Source organism: Natrinema altunense, assembly GCF_000731985.1.
Taxonomy (GTDB): Archaea; Halobacteriota; Halobacteria; order Halobacteriales; family Natrialbaceae; genus Natrinema; species Natrinema altunense.
Window position 1 is genome coordinate 430,028 of the sequence record NZ_JNCS01000002.1, and the last position, 20,313, is coordinate 450,340.

General features: G+C 66.9%; 21 protein-coding genes. 11 read left to right on the top strand and 10 right to left on the bottom strand.

The genetic code is table 11. The features are described from left to right. The first annotated feature begins 25 nt into the window (after window positions 1-25). Together ALTAJ2_RS06300 and ALTAJ2_RS06305 are read left to right on the top strand one after the other, a co-directional pair. Window positions 26-778, top strand: a complete 753-nt coding sequence (locus tag ALTAJ2_RS06300; protein WP_007108392.1) for a ribonuclease H-like domain-containing protein — start codon at window positions 26-28, stop codon at window positions 776-778. 84 nt (window positions 779-862) lie between these two features. Then, a complete protein-coding gene (locus ALTAJ2_RS06305; RefSeq protein ID WP_007108393.1) occupies window positions 863-1,258 on the top strand; it encodes an acyl-CoA thioesterase in 396 nt (131 codons plus the stop codon). Window positions 1,259-1,269: 11 nt separating this feature from the next. On the opposite strand, the gene ALTAJ2_RS06310 is transcribed toward ALTAJ2_RS06305, so the two are convergent. Further along, window positions 1,270-1,557, bottom strand: coding sequence for a HalOD1 output domain-containing protein (locus ALTAJ2_RS06310; RefSeq protein WP_007108394.1), 288 nt, complete (start codon window positions 1,555-1,557; stop codon window positions 1,270-1,272). 249 nt (window positions 1,558-1,806) lie between these two features. Here ALTAJ2_RS06310 and ALTAJ2_RS06315 point away from each other — a divergent pair, with 249 nt between their 5' ends. Beyond that, window positions 1,807-2,439, top strand: a complete 633-nt coding sequence (locus ALTAJ2_RS06315) for a hypothetical protein (protein WP_007108395.1) — start codon at window positions 1,807-1,809, stop codon at window positions 2,437-2,439. A 6-nt stretch (window positions 2,440-2,445) separates the two neighbouring features. Next, the gene (locus tag ALTAJ2_RS06320; RefSeq protein WP_007108396.1) at window positions 2,446-3,663 is read left to right on the top strand and encodes a hypothetical protein; all 1,218 of its coding nucleotides are present in this window, start codon (window positions 2,446-2,448) and stop codon (window positions 3,661-3,663) included. An 8-nt stretch (window positions 3,664-3,671) separates the two neighbouring features. On the opposite strand, the gene ALTAJ2_RS06325 is transcribed toward ALTAJ2_RS06320, so the two are convergent. Next, entirely contained in the window at window positions 3,672-4,934 is a 1,263-nt protein-coding gene (locus tag ALTAJ2_RS06325; protein WP_007108397.1) for a cation:proton antiporter, read from the bottom strand. A 93-nt stretch (window positions 4,935-5,027) separates the two neighbouring features. Here ALTAJ2_RS06325 and ALTAJ2_RS06330 point away from each other — a divergent pair, with 93 nt between their 5' ends. Then, the gene (locus ALTAJ2_RS06330) at window positions 5,028-5,630 is read left to right on the top strand and encodes a hypothetical protein (protein WP_007108398.1); all 603 of its coding nucleotides are present in this window, start codon (window positions 5,028-5,030) and stop codon (window positions 5,628-5,630) included. Window positions 5,631-5,670: 40 nt separating this feature from the next. Here the strand turns inward: ALTAJ2_RS06330 and ALTAJ2_RS06335 are convergent, their stop codons facing one another. Then, entirely contained in the window at window positions 5,671-7,053 is a 1,383-nt protein-coding gene (locus ALTAJ2_RS06335; protein ID WP_239647704.1) for a heme-copper oxidase family protein, read from the bottom strand. 93 nt (window positions 7,054-7,146) lie between these two features. Between ALTAJ2_RS06335 and ALTAJ2_RS06340 the strand changes: the two genes are divergently transcribed. Then, complete coding sequence (locus ALTAJ2_RS06340) at window positions 7,147-7,599, top strand: ubiquitin family protein (RefSeq protein WP_007108400.1); 453 nt, start codon at window positions 7,147-7,149, stop codon at window positions 7,597-7,599. Between the two features lie 93 nt (window positions 7,600-7,692). After that, window positions 7,693-7,995: a CGCGG family putative rSAM-modified RiPP protein gene (locus ALTAJ2_RS06345; RefSeq protein ID WP_007108401.1), complete on the top strand. Its 303-nt coding sequence runs from the start codon at window positions 7,693-7,695 to the stop codon at window positions 7,993-7,995. 122 nt (window positions 7,996-8,117) lie between these two features. Here ALTAJ2_RS06345 and ALTAJ2_RS06350 read toward each other — a convergent pair whose 3' ends face one another. Beyond that, complete coding sequence (locus ALTAJ2_RS06350; RefSeq protein WP_007108402.1) at window positions 8,118-9,332, bottom strand: TIGR04347 family pseudo-SAM/SPASM protein; 1,215 nt, start codon at window positions 9,330-9,332, stop codon at window positions 8,118-8,120. After that, window positions 9,329-9,676, bottom strand: a complete 348-nt coding sequence (locus ALTAJ2_RS06355) for an Htur_1727 family rSAM-partnered candidate RiPP (RefSeq protein WP_007108403.1) — start codon at window positions 9,674-9,676, stop codon at window positions 9,329-9,331. Before ALTAJ2_RS06355 ends, ALTAJ2_RS06350 begins: the two co-directional genes overlap by 4 nt. 147 nt (window positions 9,677-9,823) lie before the next feature. Between ALTAJ2_RS06355 and ALTAJ2_RS06360 the strand changes: the two genes are divergently transcribed. Next, a complete protein-coding gene (locus ALTAJ2_RS06360; RefSeq protein ID WP_007108404.1) occupies window positions 9,824-10,957 on the top strand; it encodes a TIGR04053 family radical SAM/SPASM domain-containing protein in 1,134 nt (377 codons plus the stop codon). A 370-nt stretch (window positions 10,958-11,327) separates the two neighbouring features. Here the strand turns inward: ALTAJ2_RS06360 and ALTAJ2_RS06370 are convergent, their stop codons facing one another. Next, window positions 11,328-13,166, bottom strand: coding sequence for an acetyl-CoA carboxylase biotin carboxylase subunit (locus tag ALTAJ2_RS06370; protein ID WP_007108406.1), 1,839 nt, complete (start codon window positions 13,164-13,166; stop codon window positions 11,328-11,330). A gap of 192 nt (window positions 13,167-13,358) precedes the next feature. On the opposite strand from ALTAJ2_RS06370, the gene ALTAJ2_RS06375 reads away from it, so the two are divergent. After that, window positions 13,359-14,513 carry an SPFH domain-containing protein gene (locus ALTAJ2_RS06375; protein WP_049899908.1) on the top strand — a complete coding sequence of 385 codons (1,155 nt, stop codon included), beginning with the start codon at window positions 13,359-13,361 and terminating at the stop codon, window positions 14,511-14,513. Between the two features lie 56 nt (window positions 14,514-14,569). Here the strand turns inward: ALTAJ2_RS06375 and ALTAJ2_RS06380 are convergent, their stop codons facing one another. Both ALTAJ2_RS06380 and ALTAJ2_RS06385 read right to left on the bottom strand, forming a co-directional pair. Further along, window positions 14,570-14,920: a hypothetical protein gene (locus ALTAJ2_RS06380; protein ID WP_007108408.1), complete on the bottom strand. Its 351-nt coding sequence runs from the start codon at window positions 14,918-14,920 to the stop codon at window positions 14,570-14,572. Window positions 14,921-14,924: 4 nt separating this feature from the next. Beyond that, window positions 14,925-16,469 carry an acyl-CoA carboxylase subunit beta gene (locus ALTAJ2_RS06385; RefSeq protein WP_007108409.1) on the bottom strand — a complete coding sequence of 515 codons (1,545 nt, stop codon included), beginning with the start codon at window positions 16,467-16,469 and terminating at the stop codon, window positions 14,925-14,927. A gap of 157 nt (window positions 16,470-16,626) precedes the next feature. Between ALTAJ2_RS06385 and ALTAJ2_RS06390 the strand changes: the two genes are divergently transcribed. Beyond that, the gene (locus tag ALTAJ2_RS06390) at window positions 16,627-17,979 is read left to right on the top strand and encodes a sodium-dependent transporter (RefSeq protein ID WP_081603334.1); all 1,353 of its coding nucleotides are present in this window, start codon (window positions 16,627-16,629) and stop codon (window positions 17,977-17,979) included. Window positions 17,980-18,032: 53 nt separating this feature from the next. Here the strand turns inward: ALTAJ2_RS06390 and ALTAJ2_RS06395 are convergent, their stop codons facing one another. Then, the gene (locus ALTAJ2_RS06395; protein ID WP_007108411.1) at window positions 18,033-18,767 is read right to left on the bottom strand and encodes an SDR family oxidoreductase; all 735 of its coding nucleotides are present in this window, start codon (window positions 18,765-18,767) and stop codon (window positions 18,033-18,035) included. A 68-nt stretch (window positions 18,768-18,835) separates the two neighbouring features. Continuing rightward, window positions 18,836-19,288 (bottom strand): response regulator, encoded by a 453-nt coding sequence (locus ALTAJ2_RS06400; RefSeq protein WP_007108412.1) that lies wholly within the window; start codon window positions 19,286-19,288, stop codon window positions 18,836-18,838. A gap of 178 nt (window positions 19,289-19,466) precedes the next feature. On the opposite strand from ALTAJ2_RS06400, the gene ALTAJ2_RS06405 reads away from it, so the two are divergent. Beyond that, complete coding sequence (locus ALTAJ2_RS06405; RefSeq protein ID WP_007108413.1) at window positions 19,467-20,132, top strand: glycerophosphodiester phosphodiesterase; 666 nt, start codon at window positions 19,467-19,469, stop codon at window positions 20,130-20,132. The last annotated feature ends 181 nt before the right edge of the window (window positions 20,133-20,313 follow it).

Consider the following 20,313-nt stretch of genomic DNA (forward strand, 5'->3'; position numbering starts at 1 on the left):
ACCCACCCCGTGCCCTCCAACTGGTGTGCGAATCGAGAACAGTTTCATCCCCGTCCGCGGGGTCGGGGAGACGACCGAACGACGGCTCTGGGAACACGGCGTGACCCATTGGGACGAGTTCGACGGCAGCGTCGTCGGCTCGACTCTGGCTGACCGGATCGAGACGTTCATCGACGAGGGTCGGGCCCACCTCGAGCGCGGAGACATCTCCGTCTTCGCGGAGGCGCTGCCGGCCTCGAGTCGCTGGCGCTGTTACGAGAACGTCAGCGACGAGACGTGCTTTCTGGACATCGAGACGACCGGGCTCGACGCGTCCACGAACGAGGTGACGACCGTCAGCCTCCATCGGAGCGGCGAGACGACGACCTTCGTCAAGGGCCGCGATCTCACGAGCGACCGCCTCGAGCGGGAACTCGCCGATGCGCCGCTGTTGGTCACGTTCAACGGCCAGCGATTCGACGTTCCCTTCCTCGAGACGTGTTTCGATATCGACGTGGACGTACCCCACGTCGACCTCATGTACCCCTGCAAGAAGGTGGGGCTGGACGGCGGGCTGAAAGCGATCGAGAAGGACGTCGGAATCGATCGGGACAAGCCCGACCTCAGCGGACGCGACGCGGTGCGCCTCTGGCACGAGTACGAAGCCGGCGACGAGGCAGCCCTCGAGACGCTCGTCGAGTACAATCGGGCCGACACCCGCAACATGAAGCCGCTGATGGAGATCGTCGCGGATCGCCTCCACGAGACCGTCTTCGAGGCCGCGACGGCCGGCGACTGATCGGCCGAGAGGATCGACCGCCGCGCGGGTGCGACGGCGGTGAGCAATCAGCTATACGGCAGCCAGCGCACTATTCACTCGTACATGGACGACTACAGCTACGAGACCGCCATCGACGTCCGACTCCGCGACATCGATTTCATGGGCCACGTCAACAACGCAACCTATGCGACGTACCTCGAGCAGGCCCGCGAGGCCTACTTTCGGGACGTGCTCGACGTCTCGTTGACCGAGACGAACACCGTTCTCGTGAGCCTCGAACTCGAGTATGCCCGCCCCATCAAGGCCGACGACGCCGTTACCGTCGCGCTCCGCGTGCCGGAACTCGGCGACTCGAGCCTGCCGATGGAGTACGAAATCCGTGCGAACGGCGAGCGCGCCGCGACGGCACGCACCGTTCAGGTCCTCGCCGCGCCGGACGACGGCGGTTCACAGCCGCTACCGTCCGAATGGCGGCGACGGATCGAGCACCGGGAGTAGCCATTCGTCGGCTACCGCGTCTCGGGATCGGATACGTCGACATCGCCGTCGCTCGTGACGACGACCCGATAGCCACAGAAGGGGAACTCGACGCGGCCGACCGACCGCTCGTGGCCGTTCTCTCGCGTCGCAAAGAGCGCGTCCAGAGCTTCGGGGTTGACGACATCGTAGAGGGCTTCGTATTCCGGGGGCTCGAGATCGACGGGGTCGACACCCTCGCGCTCGGCGACGGCAGCGACTACGTCGAAACTGAGAGACTGCCGGTCTGTCGCGTTCGATCGATCGACTGAGAGTAGCATTGACCGGAGCCTTTCTTCGATCAGGTATAAATCCTCTGGCCCTAACTCGAGGTTGGCAACCATCTATGGTTAATCGTGGCCATATCTACTCAATGATGCACTAATTGGGTCCAGAATAGTTACTAATTTTATTTCATTCACACATTCTAAAACTCTTCAGGGAGTGACAGTCACCACGCAATCACCGATTGCCGACAGGGGTGGCGTGGAATTCGCGGAAACTATCTCGAGGGCGATACGACGGGTGACATGTTCGGGAAGAGCTACTGGACGCTCCGGGACGTAGCACGGATCACGATGAATCCGTTTTCGAGCGGGCGGTCGACGGACGGGAGCGACAGCGAGGGGAGCTTCGATGCGCCCGGATCGTTCGTGCCCGAGCACGTGCCCGAGCCGGGGGCGTTCCTCGAGGGTCACGACGTCCTCGAAGGCGAGGAGCACGTCGCCTTCCACGACGTGACTCGGGATCTGTTCGAGGAGCGGGGGGTCTACGACGCCACCTTCGGCTACAATCTGGCGCGGCTCAACCTCGACCGCCGACATCCCGAGGCGGGCTACCGGTACGCGGTCGACGCTGACGATCCGACCGTCCTCCGGGCGGAGTTCAGCCCCACGACGGAGTTCTGTCCGCAAGCCGACGCGCTCGTCAAGGGCTCGTTTCGCGCCTGGAACGGCCTGAGCGATCGCCACGAGTACGATCTCGTCCGCGTCCGCGTCCGTCCGTCCCATCACCAGTCCGAGTCGCTCAACGGGACGCTCGAGTCCCTCGAAGCGCAGTACCTCGAGTCCGGCGAGGTCCCGGCCGAACCGGTCGGTAGCGGCCCCGGGACTGGAGCGAAAGGAGAGGACGGCGACGAGACGAGCGTTCAGTCGCCGTTCTGATCGCGGATGGGGACCGGGAACGCGACCGCAACCGTCACACGGTGGTCGCGCGCGTTCGTCGCGGTCGGTATCGGCTTCTTCGTCGCGTGGCAGGTCGCCGTCGCTGTCGGCGTAGGTAGAGCGGCGACCGTCCCCCTCGGCGTCTTCGGCTTCGTCCTCCACGTCGTCTTCGGCAAGGCCTACACGCTCGTTCCGTCGTACTTCGCGCGCGAACTCGCGGGTCCGCGCGCGCCGGCGATCCACCTCCCGTTGGCCTCGTTCGGCGTGCTCGGCGCGTTCGCGGTCGGCACCGGCATCGCCCCCGCCATCGTCGCGCTCGCGAGCGCGGCGAGCTGGCTCGCCGGCAGCCTCGTCTTCGTCGGGACGCTGTGCTGGACCGTCCGCGACAACCCGACGGGCCGCGAGACCGGGACCGGCGAGACCGACGCCCACCGTCGGCGCGCCGACCGGATCGCGAACGCCGCCGTTCCGTTCGTGCTCGCGTACCTGACCGTCGGTTCGGCGCTGCCGCTGGCGGCTGCACTCGGCCGCGAGCCGTCCGGACTTCCGGCGAGCGGGCCGGCAACGACGCACCTGCTCGCCGCGGGCACGGTGGCGCTGCTCGTCTTTGCGATCGGCTTCCGACTGTTGCCCCGGCTGCTGGTCGCTTCGGTGCACCCGTTGCTGGTCTCGGTCGTCGTCGCCGCCGGTATCGCCGGCCCCGCACTGCTCGCGGCCGACTTCCGCGGCGGGGCGGTGTTTCGCGTCGGTGCTGCACTTCAGGCGACCGCCCTCGTCGGGTTCGCCGTCGCCGTTCTCGACCTGACTCGGCAGAGCGACCGCCGACGCGTCGGCGGCCGGGCCATCATCGCCGCAGCCGGCTACGGCGCGCTGATCGCCGTTCTGGGCCTGTGCTTCGCGTTCGCACCCGCCGCGGGTCCGCCGGCAGCCGCGTTCGACGCCCACTACCGGCTCGCCGTCGGCGGCTTCCTCGGCCTGACGATCGTCGGCGTCACCTACCGCTTCTATCCGCCGGCCGTCGCGTCCGCCCCCGGAATCGGCGACCGAACCGCGAGCGCGTCGGTCGCGGCGCTCGTCGCCGGCCTGGGGCTCGAGGTCGCGGGCCTGCTCGCGTCGATCCCATCGCTGGTCGGGCCGGGCCGCTGGCTCTCGGTCGTCGGTGCGCTCCTCTACGCCGCCGTCCTCTGGACGGTTTTCTTCGAGCGCGCCGACTGGACGGGATGAGTCACCCGCTACTGTGCCCGCACCTCGAGCCAGCGGACCGCGGGGGTGGCGGTGATCCCGTGAACGACGATCGAGATGAGCACGACCGCGCCGACGACGGCCCACAGCACGTCGGCGTCGGGGAACGCGGCCTCGTTGAGGCCGTGTGCGAGGTAGTAGAACGAGCCGATTCCCCGGACGCCGAAGACGGCGATCGTCGCCCGCTCGGCCGGGTCGCGGTCGAACCCGAGGAACCCGACCAGCCCGGCGAGCGGTCGGACGAGGAACACGATCGCTACTGCCGCCGCGATCCCCTCGAGCGTGAGCGGCTCGAGGAGTCCACCTGCGATCGCGCCGCCGAAGAAGAGCATGACGAGTGCCATCATCACCTGTTCGGCGAACTCGCTGACCTCGTGAAGCGACCGGTTGTAGTCGTGGGAGCGCTCGTAGTGGCGGACCATCAGCGCGGCGACGAAGACCGCGATGAAGCCGTAGCCGCCCGCGAGTTCGGTCGCCCCGTAGACGAACAGGGTGCCGGCGATCGCCTCGAGTCCCTGGACCGACTCCGCGACGGGGGTATCGGGCTCCGTCGCGAAGACGAGCCGCGCGGTCAGGAAGCCGAGGGCGACGCCGACGAGCACGCCGACTGCGATCCGGTAGCCGACGTCGACGAGGAGCCACTCGCCGACCCAGTTGCCGGGCGCGAGGCCGACGAGCGCGATCGCGATCGCCATGTTCGTAAACGGGAACGCGAGCCCGTCGTTCAGCCCGGCCTCGGAGGTGAGCGCGAATCTGACCTCGTCTTCACCACCGGCCGCCTCCTCGAGACCTTCTTCTTCGCTGCCCATGCCCGGACCCCTGACCTGGACCTCCGATGCCAGTACCGGATCGGTCGGCGCGATGCACGCACCGAGCAGGACCGCGGTCGGAATCACGAGGCCGAGCCACCAGCCGAGCAGCGCCGCGCCGGCGATCGACAGCGGCATCGTGATCGCGAGCAACCGCCAGGTCGACGCCCACGCGCGCAGCCCGGGGACCCGATCGATCTTCAACCCGACTCCCATCAGGGCGACGATCACGCCGAGTTCCGCGAGGTGTTCCGTCGTCGTCCCTTGCTCGAGCGGGTCCGGCGCGGGCAGTCCGATCGGCAGACCGAAGGCGAGCATGCCGAACGCGACGAAGAAAATCGGCAGCGAGATCGCGCGATCAGAAACGAATCGCGGGAGGACGGCGACGCCGAACAGTGTCACACCGACCACGACCAGCCCGACGTTGTACAACTCGAGGGCCATCTGGGTGGTCCGGGCTACGAGAAATCGCGTCTTTATCCCGATGCCGGCGTTTGCAGAACGAACTCATTTGCAGCGGGCCGGCGTGTCGAGGGTATGGGTCGGAACGCGCCGGAAGAGGGAAGCGATCGGCCGACGCGGCGGCGGTTCCTGCGGACGGGGACGGTCGCCGTGACCGTCGCCCTCGCCGGCTGTATCGAGGAGATGGGAACGGAGTTCCCCGCAAATACGGAGTGGCCGGTCTCGGCGTACGTCCCCGACCTCCCCGTCGCGGAACGAAGCGCGATCTTCGAGGAGCGCATTCCGGCGCTGGCGGCTGCCGACATCACGACTCCGGACGGGCTCGCGTCCACGCTCGCGGAGTTCGACATGGCCGTCGAGTCGGTCGCACGTGAACGGGACGTGCTGACTCTCGAGTACGTCAACACCGATCGGTACGCCGAGGGTAACGCTCACGACATCGCCCTGATTGCGGGCGGCTACGCGGCGCTGGTCGACGCGGGTTACGATACCGTCGCGCTGGGGGCGACGATCCTCGACGACGCGCCCGCGTCGTACGGGTCGGCGACGGTCGAGACGGGACACGCGGCGGCATACAACGCGGGCGAGTTGACGGCCGCCGAGTACGGCGAACTGGTCGTCTCGACGATCGAATCACAGCGGTCCGAACCGGCGGTCGATGTGTCGCCGGAGGAATAGACTCGCACGACCCGCGCCGACGGGGTCGGCCTCTCCCCGGTCACCGATCGGGCGACGCGTCCACGTCGGGCTCTCCGCCGGCCGCTGCAGGGGCATCCTCGCCTGACTCGAACGCGCTCGCCAGCACGCCGGCGATGCCGTCGGGTCCGTGACGGTGGATCGTCAGCAGCATGTTCGCGATAAACACGCCGACGCCGACCGTCGCAAGGAGGCTGCTCGCGGTGGAGACGACGGCGGGAAGGTCGACCAGCGGTGCCGCCGACAGGCCGGCAAAGCCGACGAGCAGCAGCCAGAAATCCGCGCGCTCGAGGCGGTCGTCGTAGAGATCGTCGATCATCGGCACCTGCTCGAAGCCCAGCCGGTCGCTGTAGCGTTCGATCCAGATGATGAAGGGGACGATATGGTACAGCGACCCGATGACGACGAACCCGAAGACGCCGAACAGCAGGAGGGTCCGGGAGCCGGGATACCCGAAGAGCGATTCGTACGCGAGCGGATCGGCCCACCACGTCGGCGCGGCGAGGGCGATCCACGCGACCAATGCCGCCACGACGAGCCAGTAGCGAGCGAGCATCGGGGACCGCTCGACCGTCGCGCCGGCCAGTAATCGGGCGACGACGACCGCGAACGCGGCGAGGCCGACGAGGAGGGTGACCGCGCCGACGCGAGCGATGAGGGCGATGGTGAGTCCGCGGCCGACCACGAGCGCCGCGAGCCCGGCGGGGAAACACAGTTGCTCGAGGGCAAGCAGGCGGTCGCTCAACCGATCAGGCTCCGCCTGCGTGAACATCTTCGTCAGTTGGAACAGCGCACCGACGACCGTCGCGAGCAGGGCCCCGAACAGCGCCAGCGTCGCGTGAGAGCCGTGGATTTCGAATCGGTTCACCGGGACCGACTCGAACACCGGCGTGGTGAAATCCGTCGCGAGAAGCGCCCCGAGCGGTGCGACGAGGCCGAAGCACGCGAGCGCGAGTGCGAAGTGGCGCTCCGTGAAATCGAACGGGCGTGCACGGACGATCGTGCGCCCGACGTTATAGACGAACACCCAGATTCCCGCCAGCATGAGCGCGCCGGCGACCGGGAGCCAGGCGAACGCGCCCGCGAGCAACGCCGCGCCGAATCCGACCAGTCCGGCGGTCACGAGCCACAGTTGGGCGACCGCCAACCGCCGCGAGTGGATCGCCACGCCGGACCAGACGGGGACGAACTGGGTCATCGCGCCTATGATCGTCACCGCGATCCAGCCCACGAGCAGGGCGTGGAGGCGTGCCAGCCCGGCGAGACCCGGCAGCGTCGCGACGGCCAGGACGGTCCCCCCACCGATGCCGACCGCGAGAAAGCCCAGCGCGAGCAGGAAGTGCCGCAACGGGATCACCATCGGCGGCTGCTGGTCGGTCCGTAACCCGCCCGGTATTCCGTTCATGTCTCCCGGTACGGCCCGTACGGCCGTCCCCTTCCTCCCGAACAAGTTCGGACGATAGCGTTTGCCGATCCGTACCGTATCGCTGTGTGAGCCATGGGACCAGACCAGGCGACGACCACCGCCGACGAGGGATCGACCGCGACCGTTACGGACCAGCACGCGGCCGCGACGGCCGACCGGGAAATCGAGACGACCGTCACCGTCCGCTGTACCGGCCACGTCCGCACCGCACTCGGCCGCCACGAACTCGAGTTCACCTTCGAGGGGAACCGTCTCCGGGACTTCCTCGAGGCCTTCTTCGCGGAGTACGATCTCGCCGACATGCTCATCGCCGAAACCGAAGCGGACGCGACCCACAGCGGCTGGGCACCGGTTCCCGACGACCTGCCCGGGACGTGGCGCAAGAACCCGGAGGGCGAGCAGACCCGGCCGTACGCGCGGGTCTGTGTCAACGGCCGGTTCAACGAACACCTCGACGGATTCGAGACGGAACTCGCCGACGACGACCGTGTCGCGTTGCTCTACCCGTTTCTGTTCTGCTGTTGATCGTCTTGCGGTCCGTCGGCGGCGGCTCCGACGACCACCGTGGCGAACACGTTCGCCCTACTGCTGAGGCTCGTCGGGACCCGAGTGTCGACTATGACCGACGACTCCGGCGCCGAATCCGCCATGCGTCGCGAGCACGACGCGTCGTGGTCCGCGAATCTCGAGGGACCCGAACACGCGATGGATCGGGATCTGATCGTCGAGCAGTCGAAAGACGCGATCGCACAGACGGCCGCCGGCTACCACGTCAACCTCGTCACCCACGGCGATCACGGCCATCCCGAGACGTATCTCTGGGACGAACTCGAGGCAGCGTTCGACGACGTTCGGCTCGAGTACGTCGATCGGTGCGGCTGTGGCGGGCACGTCACTCGTGTCCACGTGGGCGGCGACTGAGCGCGGCGCTCGCACTAACTGAATCGGGGGCGGCACTCGGGTCCTCGAAATCGTCGAGCAGAAGCTAGTTGCGCGAGAACGGGCATTACCCGGCCGTTCGGCCGAGAGCGCTTGGACCGTGATCAGTCCGCGGCACCGCCGACGGCCGGCCCACCCTCGCCGCGCACTTCGTCCTCGTGGAGGTAACACTGCGGGTCGGGGGCGAACAGATCGCCCGTTTCGGCGAGCGCCCGCAGCCGCGAGCCGCCCCGACAGATCGACTGATACTGACAGTCCGCACACTTTCCGTGGAGGTGTTCCTCGCGGTTCCGCAGCGCCGTCAGCAGCGGGTTCGACTCGTCGTCCCAGATCTCGCCGAAGGGCCGGTCGCGGACGTTGCCGAGACTGTACCCCTGCCAGAACTGCGTCGGATGGACGTTGCCCTGATAGTCGACGTCCGCGATCCGTTCGCCCGTCGGGTCGCCGCCGTTTCGCTCGAGGTGGTCGTAGACCGCGCGGGCCTTCGCCTCGCCGAAGGTCTCGCGGGCGTACTCCACGAGGAAGGCGGCGTCGGCGTAGTTGCCCACCAGCAGGGTCTCGATCTCCTCGCCGCGGTCGTGATACGCGAGCGTGAGGTCGGCGACCTGTTCGATCGCCTCGCGCTTTGCCTGCGGGGAGAGATCGGCGTCGACGATCTCGGCCCCTCGACCGCCGTAGTCGAGGTGGTAGAAACAGAACCGGTCGAGGCCCTTCTCGACGAGGAGATCGACGACCCCCTCGAGATCGGGCGCGTTGGCCTCGGTGATCGTGTACCGCAGGCCGGTCTTGAGGCCGACCTCGAGACAGTGTTCGATCCCGCGGACGGCGGCGTCGAACGCGCCCTCCTCGCCGCGGAAGCGGTCGTTTCGTTCGGGGAGGCCGTCGACGGAGATACCGGCGTACTGGAGCCCGGCGTCCCGCAACGCCGCGGCCGTCTCGCGGGTGATCAGGGTGCCGTTCGAGGACAGGACGGGTCGGAGCCCGCGATCCGCCGCGTAGGAGACGAGTTCGACCAGATCGTCGCGGACGAGGGGTTCGCCGCCGGAGAAGAGGATGACGGGTGCGCCGAAGTCGGCGAGTTGGTCGAGGAACGACTTCGCCTCGGCCGTCGTGAACTCGCCGGTCGCGGCCTCGGTCTCGGCACCGGCATAACAGTGCGAACAGTAGAGGTTACACCGACGGGTCGCGTTCCAGACGACGACCGGCCGCTGCTGTTTCTCCTCGGTGATCTGTGGTTTCTTCGAGTCGTCGGCCGCGTCGTAGCGCAGCCCGTCGCCCTCGGCGTCGAGATCGCAGAGCAGTTTGCTGATCGAGATCACAGACTGTTCACCTCCGAGGCACCCGCAGTCTCCTTGTAGACGCGCTGTTCTTCGCTCCCGTCGTCGCCGTCGTCATCGTCGTCGGATCGCTCCTGGGCCGTCTCCGCCAGGCCGCGCGTCGAGTACCGTTCGACTTCGTCGGCCGGACAGAGCCAGATGTCGGCGGCATACCAGCCGAACAGCCGGGACGCGTGCTCGTGTGCTTCGCTTCCGCTCGCGGCCGCGACGCTCCCGACGTGGCGCATCGGATCTCCCTCCTCGTTGCGGACGAAGACCTCCCACTGCCGAGTCGGGTTCCCTCGCTCGTCGCTCTCGACCGCCGACCGGCGCGCTTTCTCGACCATATCGATACCTTCGACACGATACCGAAGGCCGTTGTGCGATCTCCCAGCGCGCGGGAATATCCCCGCGAACGGTCGAACATCTTCCCGTCTTCCCGGGCGGCGGGAACCAGAGGGGCGTTTTCGGTCGTCGGAGCCCCACCCTCGGCTATGCGCCCCGGCACGTTCGATACGTCCGAACGACCGTTCGTCCTCATCTGGGAGCTTACCCAGGCCTGTGGGCTCGCCTGTGATCACTGTCGCGCCGACGCCCAGCAGCGTCGTCACCCAGACGAACTCTCGACCGCGGAGGGGATGGACCTGCTCGAGGGGGCCGCCGAGTTCGGCGACGGCCAACTGGTCGTGCTCTCGGGCGGCGACCCGCTCGTCCGCGACGACGTCGAGGACCTGATCGCTCACGGCGACGACCTCGGCCTGCGGATGACGATCACGCCCAGCGGGACCGGCTCGCTGACCGCCGACCGGATCGCGTCGATGGCCGACGCCGGACTCAAGCGGATGGCGGTCAGCCTCGACGGCGCGTCGCCGGCGGCCCACGACGCCTTCCGCGGCGAGGACGGGAGCTTCGAGGAGACCATCCGCGCCGTCGAGGACGCTCGAGCGGCCGGGCTCCCGGTCCAGGTCAACACCACCGTCTGCCGACAGACCGTCGACGAACTCCCCGCGATCCGGGAGCTGCTGACCGAGATCGGGGCCGTCATGTGGAGCGTCTTCTTCCTCGTGCCCGTCGGGCGGGGGCGTATCCTCGAGCCGGTCCCGCCGGAGCGGGCCGACGCGGTAATGGAGTGGCTCCACGAGGTCAGCGAAACCGAACCTTTCGGCGTCAAGACCACCGAGGCCCCGCAGTACCGCCGGGTCGCGATGCAGCGACGGGCGGACGGGGACGAGACGGACGACGGCGCGGCCGGTCCGGGGGCCGGCATCGAACGACGGACCGGCATCGTCGCGGGCGACGGCTTCGCGTTCGTCAGTCACACGGGCGAGGTGTTCCCCTCCGGCTTCCTGCCGGAGTCGGCCGGTAACGTCCGTGAGCGGCCGGTCACGGAACTCTATCGCGAGTCGGAGCTGTTCCAGTCGCTGCGCGACCGCGACAACCTCTCGGGCAAGTGCGGGGCCTGTCCCTACCGCCACGTCTGCGGTGGCAGCCGCTCGCGGGCGTTCGCCCACACCGGCGACCCGTTGGCGAGCGACCCGCTCTGTCCGTTCGTTCCGGAGGGGTACGACGGCCCGTTACCGTGGGACGACGCCGACGGCGACTCCCGCGGCGTTTCGACCGGCGACTGAGCGATCCGGCCGCCGGAGCAAGAAAACGACTCGGATCGGTTCGCGACGGACGAGAGCGTGGCTATCACCGCGAGCCGACCGGAAGGAGTGGTACCGGCGTGGCAGCGGCCGTCACAGACGATGGCTCGGTGCAGCCGCCGGTCGGCACGCCGTTTCTTGCCGGTCGCGATCGGATACACGCGACACGCGGGTCAGGAACGTCTGGATGGTGGATCGACGGCGATCGAGCGCAGGCAACCGTCGTCCCGTCGATCACGTGCAGGGTCTCGGACCGGTGGCGCGTGCAGATATCCGGTGTGCCGGAGCGACCTTCGAAATTCCGGCGAACACGTTCACGGGCGGACGCCCCCGCGACCGGCGGCACGGGCCGTTACTCGAGGACGACTAACGTGTCGCCCATGTCGACGCTCTCGCCTTCCTCGGTGGCGATCTGCGTGACGGTGCCGCCCCGGGAGGCGACGATGTCGTTTTCCATCTTCATCGCTTCGAGGACGACCAGCACGTCGCCGGCCGCGACCTCGTCGCCCTCCGCGACCTCGACGTCGAGGATCGTCCCCTGCATCTCGGCGTCGACGGTCTCGCCGTCGCCCTCGAGTTCGGTCCCGCCGTCGTTGCTCGAGCCGCCCGCAGGCTCGGGCCGGCTCGCCTGGCCGCCGCCGGCCTCGATATCGCCGGTCGGGATGGCGGGTGCACCGCGCTCCTCGAGTTCGACCTCGAAGCGCTTGCCGTTGACCTCGACGGTGAACTCGCGCTCGACGGTCTCCTCGTCGTCCTCGCTGCCGCCCGAGCCGGTGTCACCGCCCCACTGCTCCTGGGCTTCCTCGATGCGGCTCTCGTCGAGTTCTTCGTCGAGGTACTTCGTGGTGTGCGTACTCCGGACGAACTCCTCGTCGGTGAGCATCAGCCGGTGGAACGGGATGATCGTCGGAATCCCCGCGATTTCGTACTCGCGGAGCGCGCGAAGCGACCGCTCGATGCACTCGTCGCGGTCCTCGCCCCAGACGATCAGCTTCGCGATCATCGAGTCGTAGTCGGTGACGAGGTCGTCCCCCTGTCGCAGGGCGTCGTCGAGTCGGACGCCGATCCCGCCCGGCGGGTCGTACGTCTCGAGCGTGCCGCCGGTCGCGGGCGCGAAGTCGTCGGCCGCGTTCTCGGCGTTGATCCGGAACTCGATCGCGTGGCCGTCGATCTCGACGTCGTCCTGGTCGAAGTCGATCTCCTCGCCGGCTGCGATCTGGATCTGTCGCTTGACGATGTCGATCCCGGTGATCTCCTCGGTCGCAGTGTGCTCGACCTGGATCCGCGTGTTGACTTCGAGGAAGAAGAAGTTCGCGTCCGGCCCCAGCGGGCCGTCTCGTCCGGGTTCTTCCTCGACGAGGAACTCGACGGTTCCGGCGTTGGTGTAGTCGGCGGCGGCGACGCCCTGCCTGGCGGCCTCGCCGATCTTCTCGCGCAGTTCGTCGGTCAGTGCGGCCGACGGGGCCTCCTCGATAACCTTCTGGTGACGGCGCTGGAGCGAGCAGTCGCGCTCGCCGAGGTGGCGGACGTTGCCGTGCTCGTCGGCGAGGATCTGCACCTCGATGTGGCGGGGCTGCTCGAGGTAGCGCTCGAGGTAGACCGAGTCGTTGTCGAAGTACGCCTCGCCCTCGCGCTTGGCGCTCTCGAGTTGGTCCTCGACCTCGCTTTCGTCCCAGACGACCTTCATTCCGCGGCCGCCGCCGCCGCCTTCCGCTTTGATAGCGATCGGGTAGCCGTGTTTCTCGCCGAACTCCTTGACCGCCTCGGGCTCGGTAACGGGATCGGTCGTCCCAGGAACGATCGGGACGTCAGCCTCGTCCATAATCGTCCGGGCCTTGGTCTTCTCGCCGAGCGACTCCATCGCGTCGCTGGACGGACCGATCCAGGTGATTCCCTCGGCGTCCTGGACTTTGCCCGCGAACTCGGCGTTCTCGGCGAGGAACCCGTAGCCGGGGTGGATGGCGTCGGCGTCGGCCTTCCGCGCGGCCTCGATGACGGCTTCGTGATCGAGATAGGAGTCGGCCGCACGCGCCGGCCCCACGTTGTACGCTTCGTCCGCGTAGCGGACGTGGCCCGAGTCCTTGTCGGCCTCGGAGTAGATCGCGACGGTCCCGATATTCAACTCTTCGCACGCTCGCATCACGCGAACGGCGATTTCCCCGCGGTTCGCCACGAGAACCTTCCTGAACATTTCTGTGGATACCGTCGTGAGGGCCCTACCTTACTTTTTCGCAACGGGTCCGATCTCGCGTCAGTTTTTGCCAGATCACGCCCCCGACACCGTCGATCGCTATCGGTGTCGGCTCCACTCCGAACCGCGTGCAACCACTACCCATGCGAGTTATGGGCAAGCGTTATCCGATCTGAGACCCTCATGCACACGATGTACGAGAACGTACTCGGCCCGCTACAGACACAATCGGTGCTCGAGGACCCGCTCCTGCTCGTCGGCCTGATCGGACTCTTCCTCGTCGTGGTCACGGTCTGGCAGATGGTCGAGATCGTCGACGCCTACGACAGAGCCGCGCTGACCGTCTTCGGCGAGTACCGCAAACTGCTCGAGCCGGGGCTGAACATCGTCCCGCCGTACGTCTCCCGGATCTACACGTTCGACATGCGGACGCAGACGCTCGACGTGCCCCGACAGGAGGCCATCACGCGGGACAACTCCCCCGTTACGGCCGACGCCGTCGTCTACATCCGGGTCATGAACGCCAAGCGCGCGTTCCTCGAAGTCGACGATTACCAGCGTGCGGTCTCGAACCTGGCCCAGACGACGCTGCGGGCCGTGATCGGCGACATGGAACTCGACGACACCCTCTCCCGCCGGGAGATGATCAACGAGCGCATCCGCCAGGAACTCGACGAACCCACCGACGAGTGGGGCATTCGAGTGGAGTCGGTCGAGGTCCGCGAGGTCACGCCTTCGGCGGGCGTCAAGGGCGCAATGGAGGAACAGACCTCCGCCGAGCGCCGCCGCCGCGCGATGATCCTCGAGGCGCAGGGTGAACGCCGCAGCGCCGTCGAGAAGGCCGAGGGTGACAAGCAGTCGAACATCATCCGCGCCCAGGGTGAAAAGCAGAGCCAGATCCTCGAGTCACAGGGTGACGCGATCTCGACCGTGCTGCGAGCGCGCTCCGCGGAATCGATGGGCGAACGGGCGGTCATCGACAAAGGGATGGAGACGCTGGCCGACATCGGCCAGGGCGAGTCGACGACCTTCGTCATGCCCCAGGAACTCACCTCGCTGGTCGGCCGCTACGGCAAGCACCTCTCGGGCAGCGACGTGAAAGGCAACGGCGCGGCCCTCGAGAGCCTCGAGTTCGACGACGAGACGCGCGAACTGATCGGGCTGGACGACATCGCCGACATCATCGGCGAGATCGACGAGCAAGCCGAGATGGACGTCGAGGCGATGGAAGAGCAGGCCCGGGCGATCAAGGAAGGCCAGGACGTGGGCATGGAGGCCGAAGAGCCGATCACCATGTCCGACTCCGACGACGAACCGGAGCCGGAACTGGGATCGGATTCGGAGTAGCTCCGGTCGCGGTTCGCTCTCTTTCTCGAGAACCCAGCGAAACGGTCCGCGGCGGGTTAGAACTGCTCGGTCCGTCCCGCCGCCGACCACGCGTCGGTCGGCGCACCGCGGGGGACGCGGACGGTCCGGTGTTGCTGTGCGCGGACCCGGCCGGCGAAGGCCCACCGCTCGTCGTCCCACGTCTCTTCCCCCTCGGCGGCGGCCGCGGCGACCGCAAGCGCGTGGTCGTGGAGGTGGGCACCGATCGCGGCCGCGATGGCCGCAGCTTCGTCCCCGTCGGCGTCGTCGGGTAGGTCGATCGAAACGTCGCCGGGCAGGACCCCCTCGAGTTCCGACGGCTCGCCATCGGCGGTCGTTTCGTCCGCGGACGGAGCCGCGCCGTCGGCGGTGGGCTGTTGTGAGGTCATCTGACTACAGCGGGATGTTGCCGTGTTTCTTGTCCGGGTTCTGTTCGCGCTTGGTCTCGAGCATCTCGAGGTCGCGGATCAGCCGCGGCCGGGTTTCGGTCGGCACGATGACATCGTCGAGGAAGCCCTTGTCCGTCGCGGTGTAGGGGTTGGCGAACTCCTCGCGGTACTCCTCGATGAGTTCGTCGCGGAGTTCGTCGGGGTTGTCGGCCTCCTCGAGTTCCTCGCGGTAGAGGATGTTGACCGCGCCCTGGGGACCCATGACGGCGATCTCGGCGGTCGGCCAGGCGTAGTTGACGTCCGCACCGAGGTTCTTCGAGGCCATGACGCAGTAGGCACCGCCGTAGGCCTTCCGAGTGATGACCGTCAGCAGGGGCACCGTCGCTTCGGCGTAGGCGTAGAGCAGTTTCGCGCCGTGGCGGATGATCCCGCGGTGTTCCTGATCGGTCCCGGGCATGTAACCGGGGACGTCGACGAACGTGACGATGGGGATGTTAAAGGAGTCACAGAAGCGGACGAACCGCGAGGCCTTCATCGAGGCGTCGACGGTCAGCGTCCCGGCGTTGACGCGGGGCTGGTTGGCGACGAGGCCGACCGAGCGCCCGTCGAGTCGGCCGAAGCCGACGACGATGTTCTGGGCGAAGTTGTCGGCGACCTCGAAGAACGACCCCTCGTCGACGACGCTATCGATGACGTCGGTCATGTCGTAGGGCTTTTGCGGGCTCGGGGGGACGATCTCGGTGAGCGCATCGTCGCGGCGGTCGGGGTCGTCCCACGGGTCGACGCGTGGGGGGTCTTCGACGTTGTTCTGTGGGAGATAGGAGAGGAGCCGCTTGATATCGTCGAGCGCCTGCTCCTCGCTCTCGCAGGCGAACTGGGCGACGCCGGTCTTGTTGGCGTGGGTCATCGCGCCGCCGAGTTCCTCGTGGGACACTTCCTCCCCGGTGACGGTCTTGGTGACGCCGGGGCCAGTGATGTACATGTGGCTCGTGTCCTTGACCATGAAGATGAAGTCGGTGATCGCCGGGGAGTAGACGGCACCGCCGGCACACGGCCCCATCGTCGCGGAGATCTGGGGGACGACGCCGCTGGCTTCCTGGTTGCGGCGGAAGATCTCGGTGTAGCCCGCGAGGCTCTTGACGCCCTCTTGAATGCGGGCCCCAGCGGAGTCGTTGAGTCCGATGACCGGCGCGCCGACCTCCATTGCCATGTCCATGACCTTGCAGACCTTCTCGGCGAAGACCTCGCCGAGCGAGCCGCCAAAAACGGTGAAGTCGTGGGCGAAGATGAAAGTGGTTCGCCCGTTGACCTCGCCGTACCCCGTGACAACGCCGTCGCCGGGAATCTTCTTTTCTTCCATCCCGAACTGGCTCGTCTGGTGGGTCCGGAGCTGGTCGAACTCGGTAAAGGTGCCGTCGTCGAGGAAGTAGTCGATCCGCTCCCGGGCGGTCATCTTCCCCTTGTCGTGTTGCTTCTCGATACGGGCCTCGCCGCCGCCCTGCCGCGCCTCTTCGCGGAGCTCCTCGAGTTCGTCGATGCGGTCTTCCATCGTCATTCCGGGAACACCCCTACACGATTCATACGCCGTTGTGCGAGGACCAACTGGAAAAGGATTCCGTAACTCCTTCACGATTAATAACTCATCTGCTGGCAAATAACCGGTGGTCCACAAAGACTTAAATAGGGGCATTTTTATAAAAGCTGGTATGGCACAACGCGAATCATGGGCCACACGAACAGGGTTCATCCTTGCTGCAGTGGGGAGCGCAGTGGGATTGGGTAATATATGGCGATTTCCGTATCAAGTGGGGGAGCAAGGGGGCGCCGCCTTCCTGTTTATCTATCTCCTGTTGATCGTCATGGTCGGCTTTCCGGTCATCCTCGCCGAATTCGTCGTCGGCCGAAATACGGAACGGAATCCCGTGGGAGCACTCAAGCGAATCGGGAGCGGCGCGTGGACGAAGATCGGCTGGGTCTTCGTCACGGCCGGTTTCGTCATCCTGTCGTACTACAGCGTCGTCGCAGGCTGGACGGTTCGTTACGTTCTCATCGGGCTTCAGGGAGGATATACTGCTGATGCCGCGCCTGAACAGTTCGGCGCAGTCGCGTCCGGGCTTGATGCCGTCGCCTTGCACGCGCTTTTCATGCTCGGAGTCATCGTCATCGTCGCGCTTGGCATCGAGCGCGGGATCGAACTCTCGGTCAAGGTGATGGTGCCCGCTATCATCGTCATTTCGCTCGGACTCGCTGCTTACGTGTTCACGCTTGAGGGGGCAGCTGACGCGTACGCGTACTACCTCTCGCCGGAACTCAGTACGATCATGAGCGAGTGGACGACGATTCTCCCGGCAGCCGCCGCACAGGCGTTCTTCACGCTCTCGCTCGGGATGGGAGTGATGATGACATACGCATCCTACCTCGGGGAGGATCGAAACCTCGCGTCGGACGCCGGTATCATTGCTGTCCTCGACACCTTTATCGCCTTCACCGCCGGTCTGATCGCGTTCCCGATCCTCTTTGCAGCGGGGATCGATCCCGGTGCGTCCGGTCCGTCGCTCATTTTTGTCAGCCTCGCCGCGGCGTTCGCCGAACTTCCGCTTGGCGGCCTCCTCGGTGCGATTTTCTTCGGCACCGTCGCCATCGCTGCACTCTCGAGCGCGATCAGTATTATGGAGGTCGTCGTCTCCTACCTGATCGACGAATGGGACATTGATCGCATTCCCGCAACAGCCACACTGGGCGCGGTTATATTCCTCTTCGGGACGCCGGCCGCACTCGACCTCATTTTCATCGATCTTTACGATGGCTTCGCGAACAGCATCCTGCTCATGCTCGGCGGGCTCTTACTCTCGATCTTCGTGGGGTGGATCGTTCCTGACCTCGCGCTCGAGGAGATCGAGAAGGGAATCAAAGACATCGGCTCACTGGGAGTCGCGTGGCTCTGGTTCGTCCGGATCCCAGTCGTTATCGCGCTGATCGGCCTGGTGGCGTTGAACGCGTGGGATTACTACGGGTTCCTGACTGGCTCGTTCGCCGATTGGCTCAACACGACCCTCTAACGGGTACGACCGCCGATTCGAACGACGACTTTTTTTGCCACTCCCGACGACAGTTAGGCCTCGCCGTACACCGGTACCGCAGCACCGCTTGTCACCGCCGCACCGTCGCTACAGAGGAACGCGAGCACGTCCGCGATGTCGCCCGGAGCGACCCATTCGTCGTGATCGGCGTCGGGCATCAGCTCGCGGTTCATCGGCGTGTCGATCACGCTCGGCATGACGCAGTTCGCACGGACGGTCCCGCGGTTCTCCTCGGCCAGCGTCTCCGTCAGCAGCCGGATGCCGGCCTTCGTGATCCGGTAGGGACCGTCGCCCGCGCCGCCCTCGAGCGAGGACCGGGCGCTGATACTGACGATCGAGCCCGCCACCTCCCGGAGGTGCGGCAGGGCGTGTTTGGACGCGAGGAAGGCCGTTTTCAGGTTGACGTCGACGAGCAACTCGAACTCCGCGAGGTCGGTGTCCTCGATGCGGTCGCCGCCGCGCCACGTCCCGGCGATGTTCACCAGGTGATCGATCCGCTCGTGGTCGTCGACGACGGCATCCATCAGGGTCGCGACGTCATCCTCGTCGGTCAGGTCCGCCTCGTAGAACGCGAGGCCGGGTTCGTCGGCGGGGTCCACCTCGAGCGAACTGTCCTCGTCGGCCGGTGGAATCACGTCGACGGCACAGACGGTCGCCCCCGCCGCGCGGAAGCGATCGACGGTCGCACTGCCGAGCGCGCCGCTCGCGCCGGTGATTACCGCGACGGTGCCGTCGAAATCGACGTCGAATGCGGTCGTGACTGCCATACCGTACGTGTGCTGGCCGGTCGTATCAAGGGACGGGGCGAAGACGCCTCGCCGCGTGCGAATCGGCGCTACGACCCGTCCGTCGGCAGGACAGCCCGCCCGAACCAGAAGTCCGCGATCGCCTCGACCATCGCGGCGTAGGCCGCTGGCTCGGACGGTTTCGTGAGAGAGGCGTTGGCCGCAAGCTCGTAGCTCGCTCGAACGTCCTCGACGGCCGCCGATCGCGTCAACACGAGCACGGGAAGCCGCGCGAGCGTCGGCTCGTTCGAGATCGCCTCGAGAAGCTCGAGACCGCTCAGCCGCGGCCCGTCCAGATCCAGCAACACGAGATCCGGAACCGATGGGGGTTCGTCGCCGCGGTCGGTCAGCACCGTCAACGCTTCGTCGCCGTCGGCGGCGACCCGAACCGACGTTTCGGCGTCGACCTCGTCGAACGCCTCGCCGATGAGCCGAACGGCTTTGGCCTCGTCCTCCACGAGCAGGACGTCGACAGGCACACTGTCTCGGCCGGTGCCGCTCATAGATGGATCACGCCGACCGAGTGAATGGGTGGGGTATCCAATCCGGTAATCGTCTCCATCTAGTCGGGGTACTCTTGTAACGTTGCTTACTAAGTGATTTGGACGGCCCCGGAGCGACGGGTTCAGGTCCTGCGACCGAACGCGCCACTGAAGCCCGCGGCTCCCGTTACGCCGGTGAATGCGACTCATCGCGCATCGCGGCTTCGCCGCGACCGCCCCCGAGAACACGATCGGTGCCGTCCGGGCCGCCGCCGAGCACGCCGATGTCGTCGAGTTCGACGTGCGACGCTGTGGCTCCGGCGAACTCGTCGTCGTCCACGACGAAACGATCGATCGCATCACCGACGGGTCGGGCAGCGTCGCGGAGACCCCGCTCGCGGAACTCGCCGACTACTCGGTGTTCGAGTCCGACGAGCGGATTCCGACCCTTGCGGACATGCTCGCGGCCCTGCCGCCGTCCGTCGAGGTCACGCTCGAGCTCAAGGTCTCCGACATCGCCGCGGACGTCCTCACGATGCTCGACGAGGCCGCCGTCGACAATCGCGTCATCGTGACGTCCTTTCTGGTCTCCGAACTGCGGACGATCCGCGAGCGCGATCCGGACCAGCCCATCGGGGTGCTCGTGAGTCGTAACCTCGAGACGCCGGTCACGACCGCGGTCGAACTCGACTGTGACGTGCTCGGTGCGAACCGCTGGCGCTGTCTGGCGACCGGGCTCGTCCCGCGGGCGAAGCGCGTCGGGCTCGAGGTTCACGCGTGGACCGTCGAGCGTCGATCGATGGCGGTGTTGCTCGGCTACCGGGGCGTCGACTGCGTCTCGGCGGATCGGCCGATCGCCGTCTGATCGTGCGGCTTCGAGAGAGACACGGCGCATCGGCCGATTCGTCTCGGGTCCGGCTCCTCGTCCCGTCGCGTCGAACCCCCGGCCGGTTCCGGCAGGTCCCACGCACCCGGCACCTCGAGCGGCGTTAAAGATCAGCTGACACGAGTGACACACTCCTCGCACAGCCGTCGTGCGAGCAGGC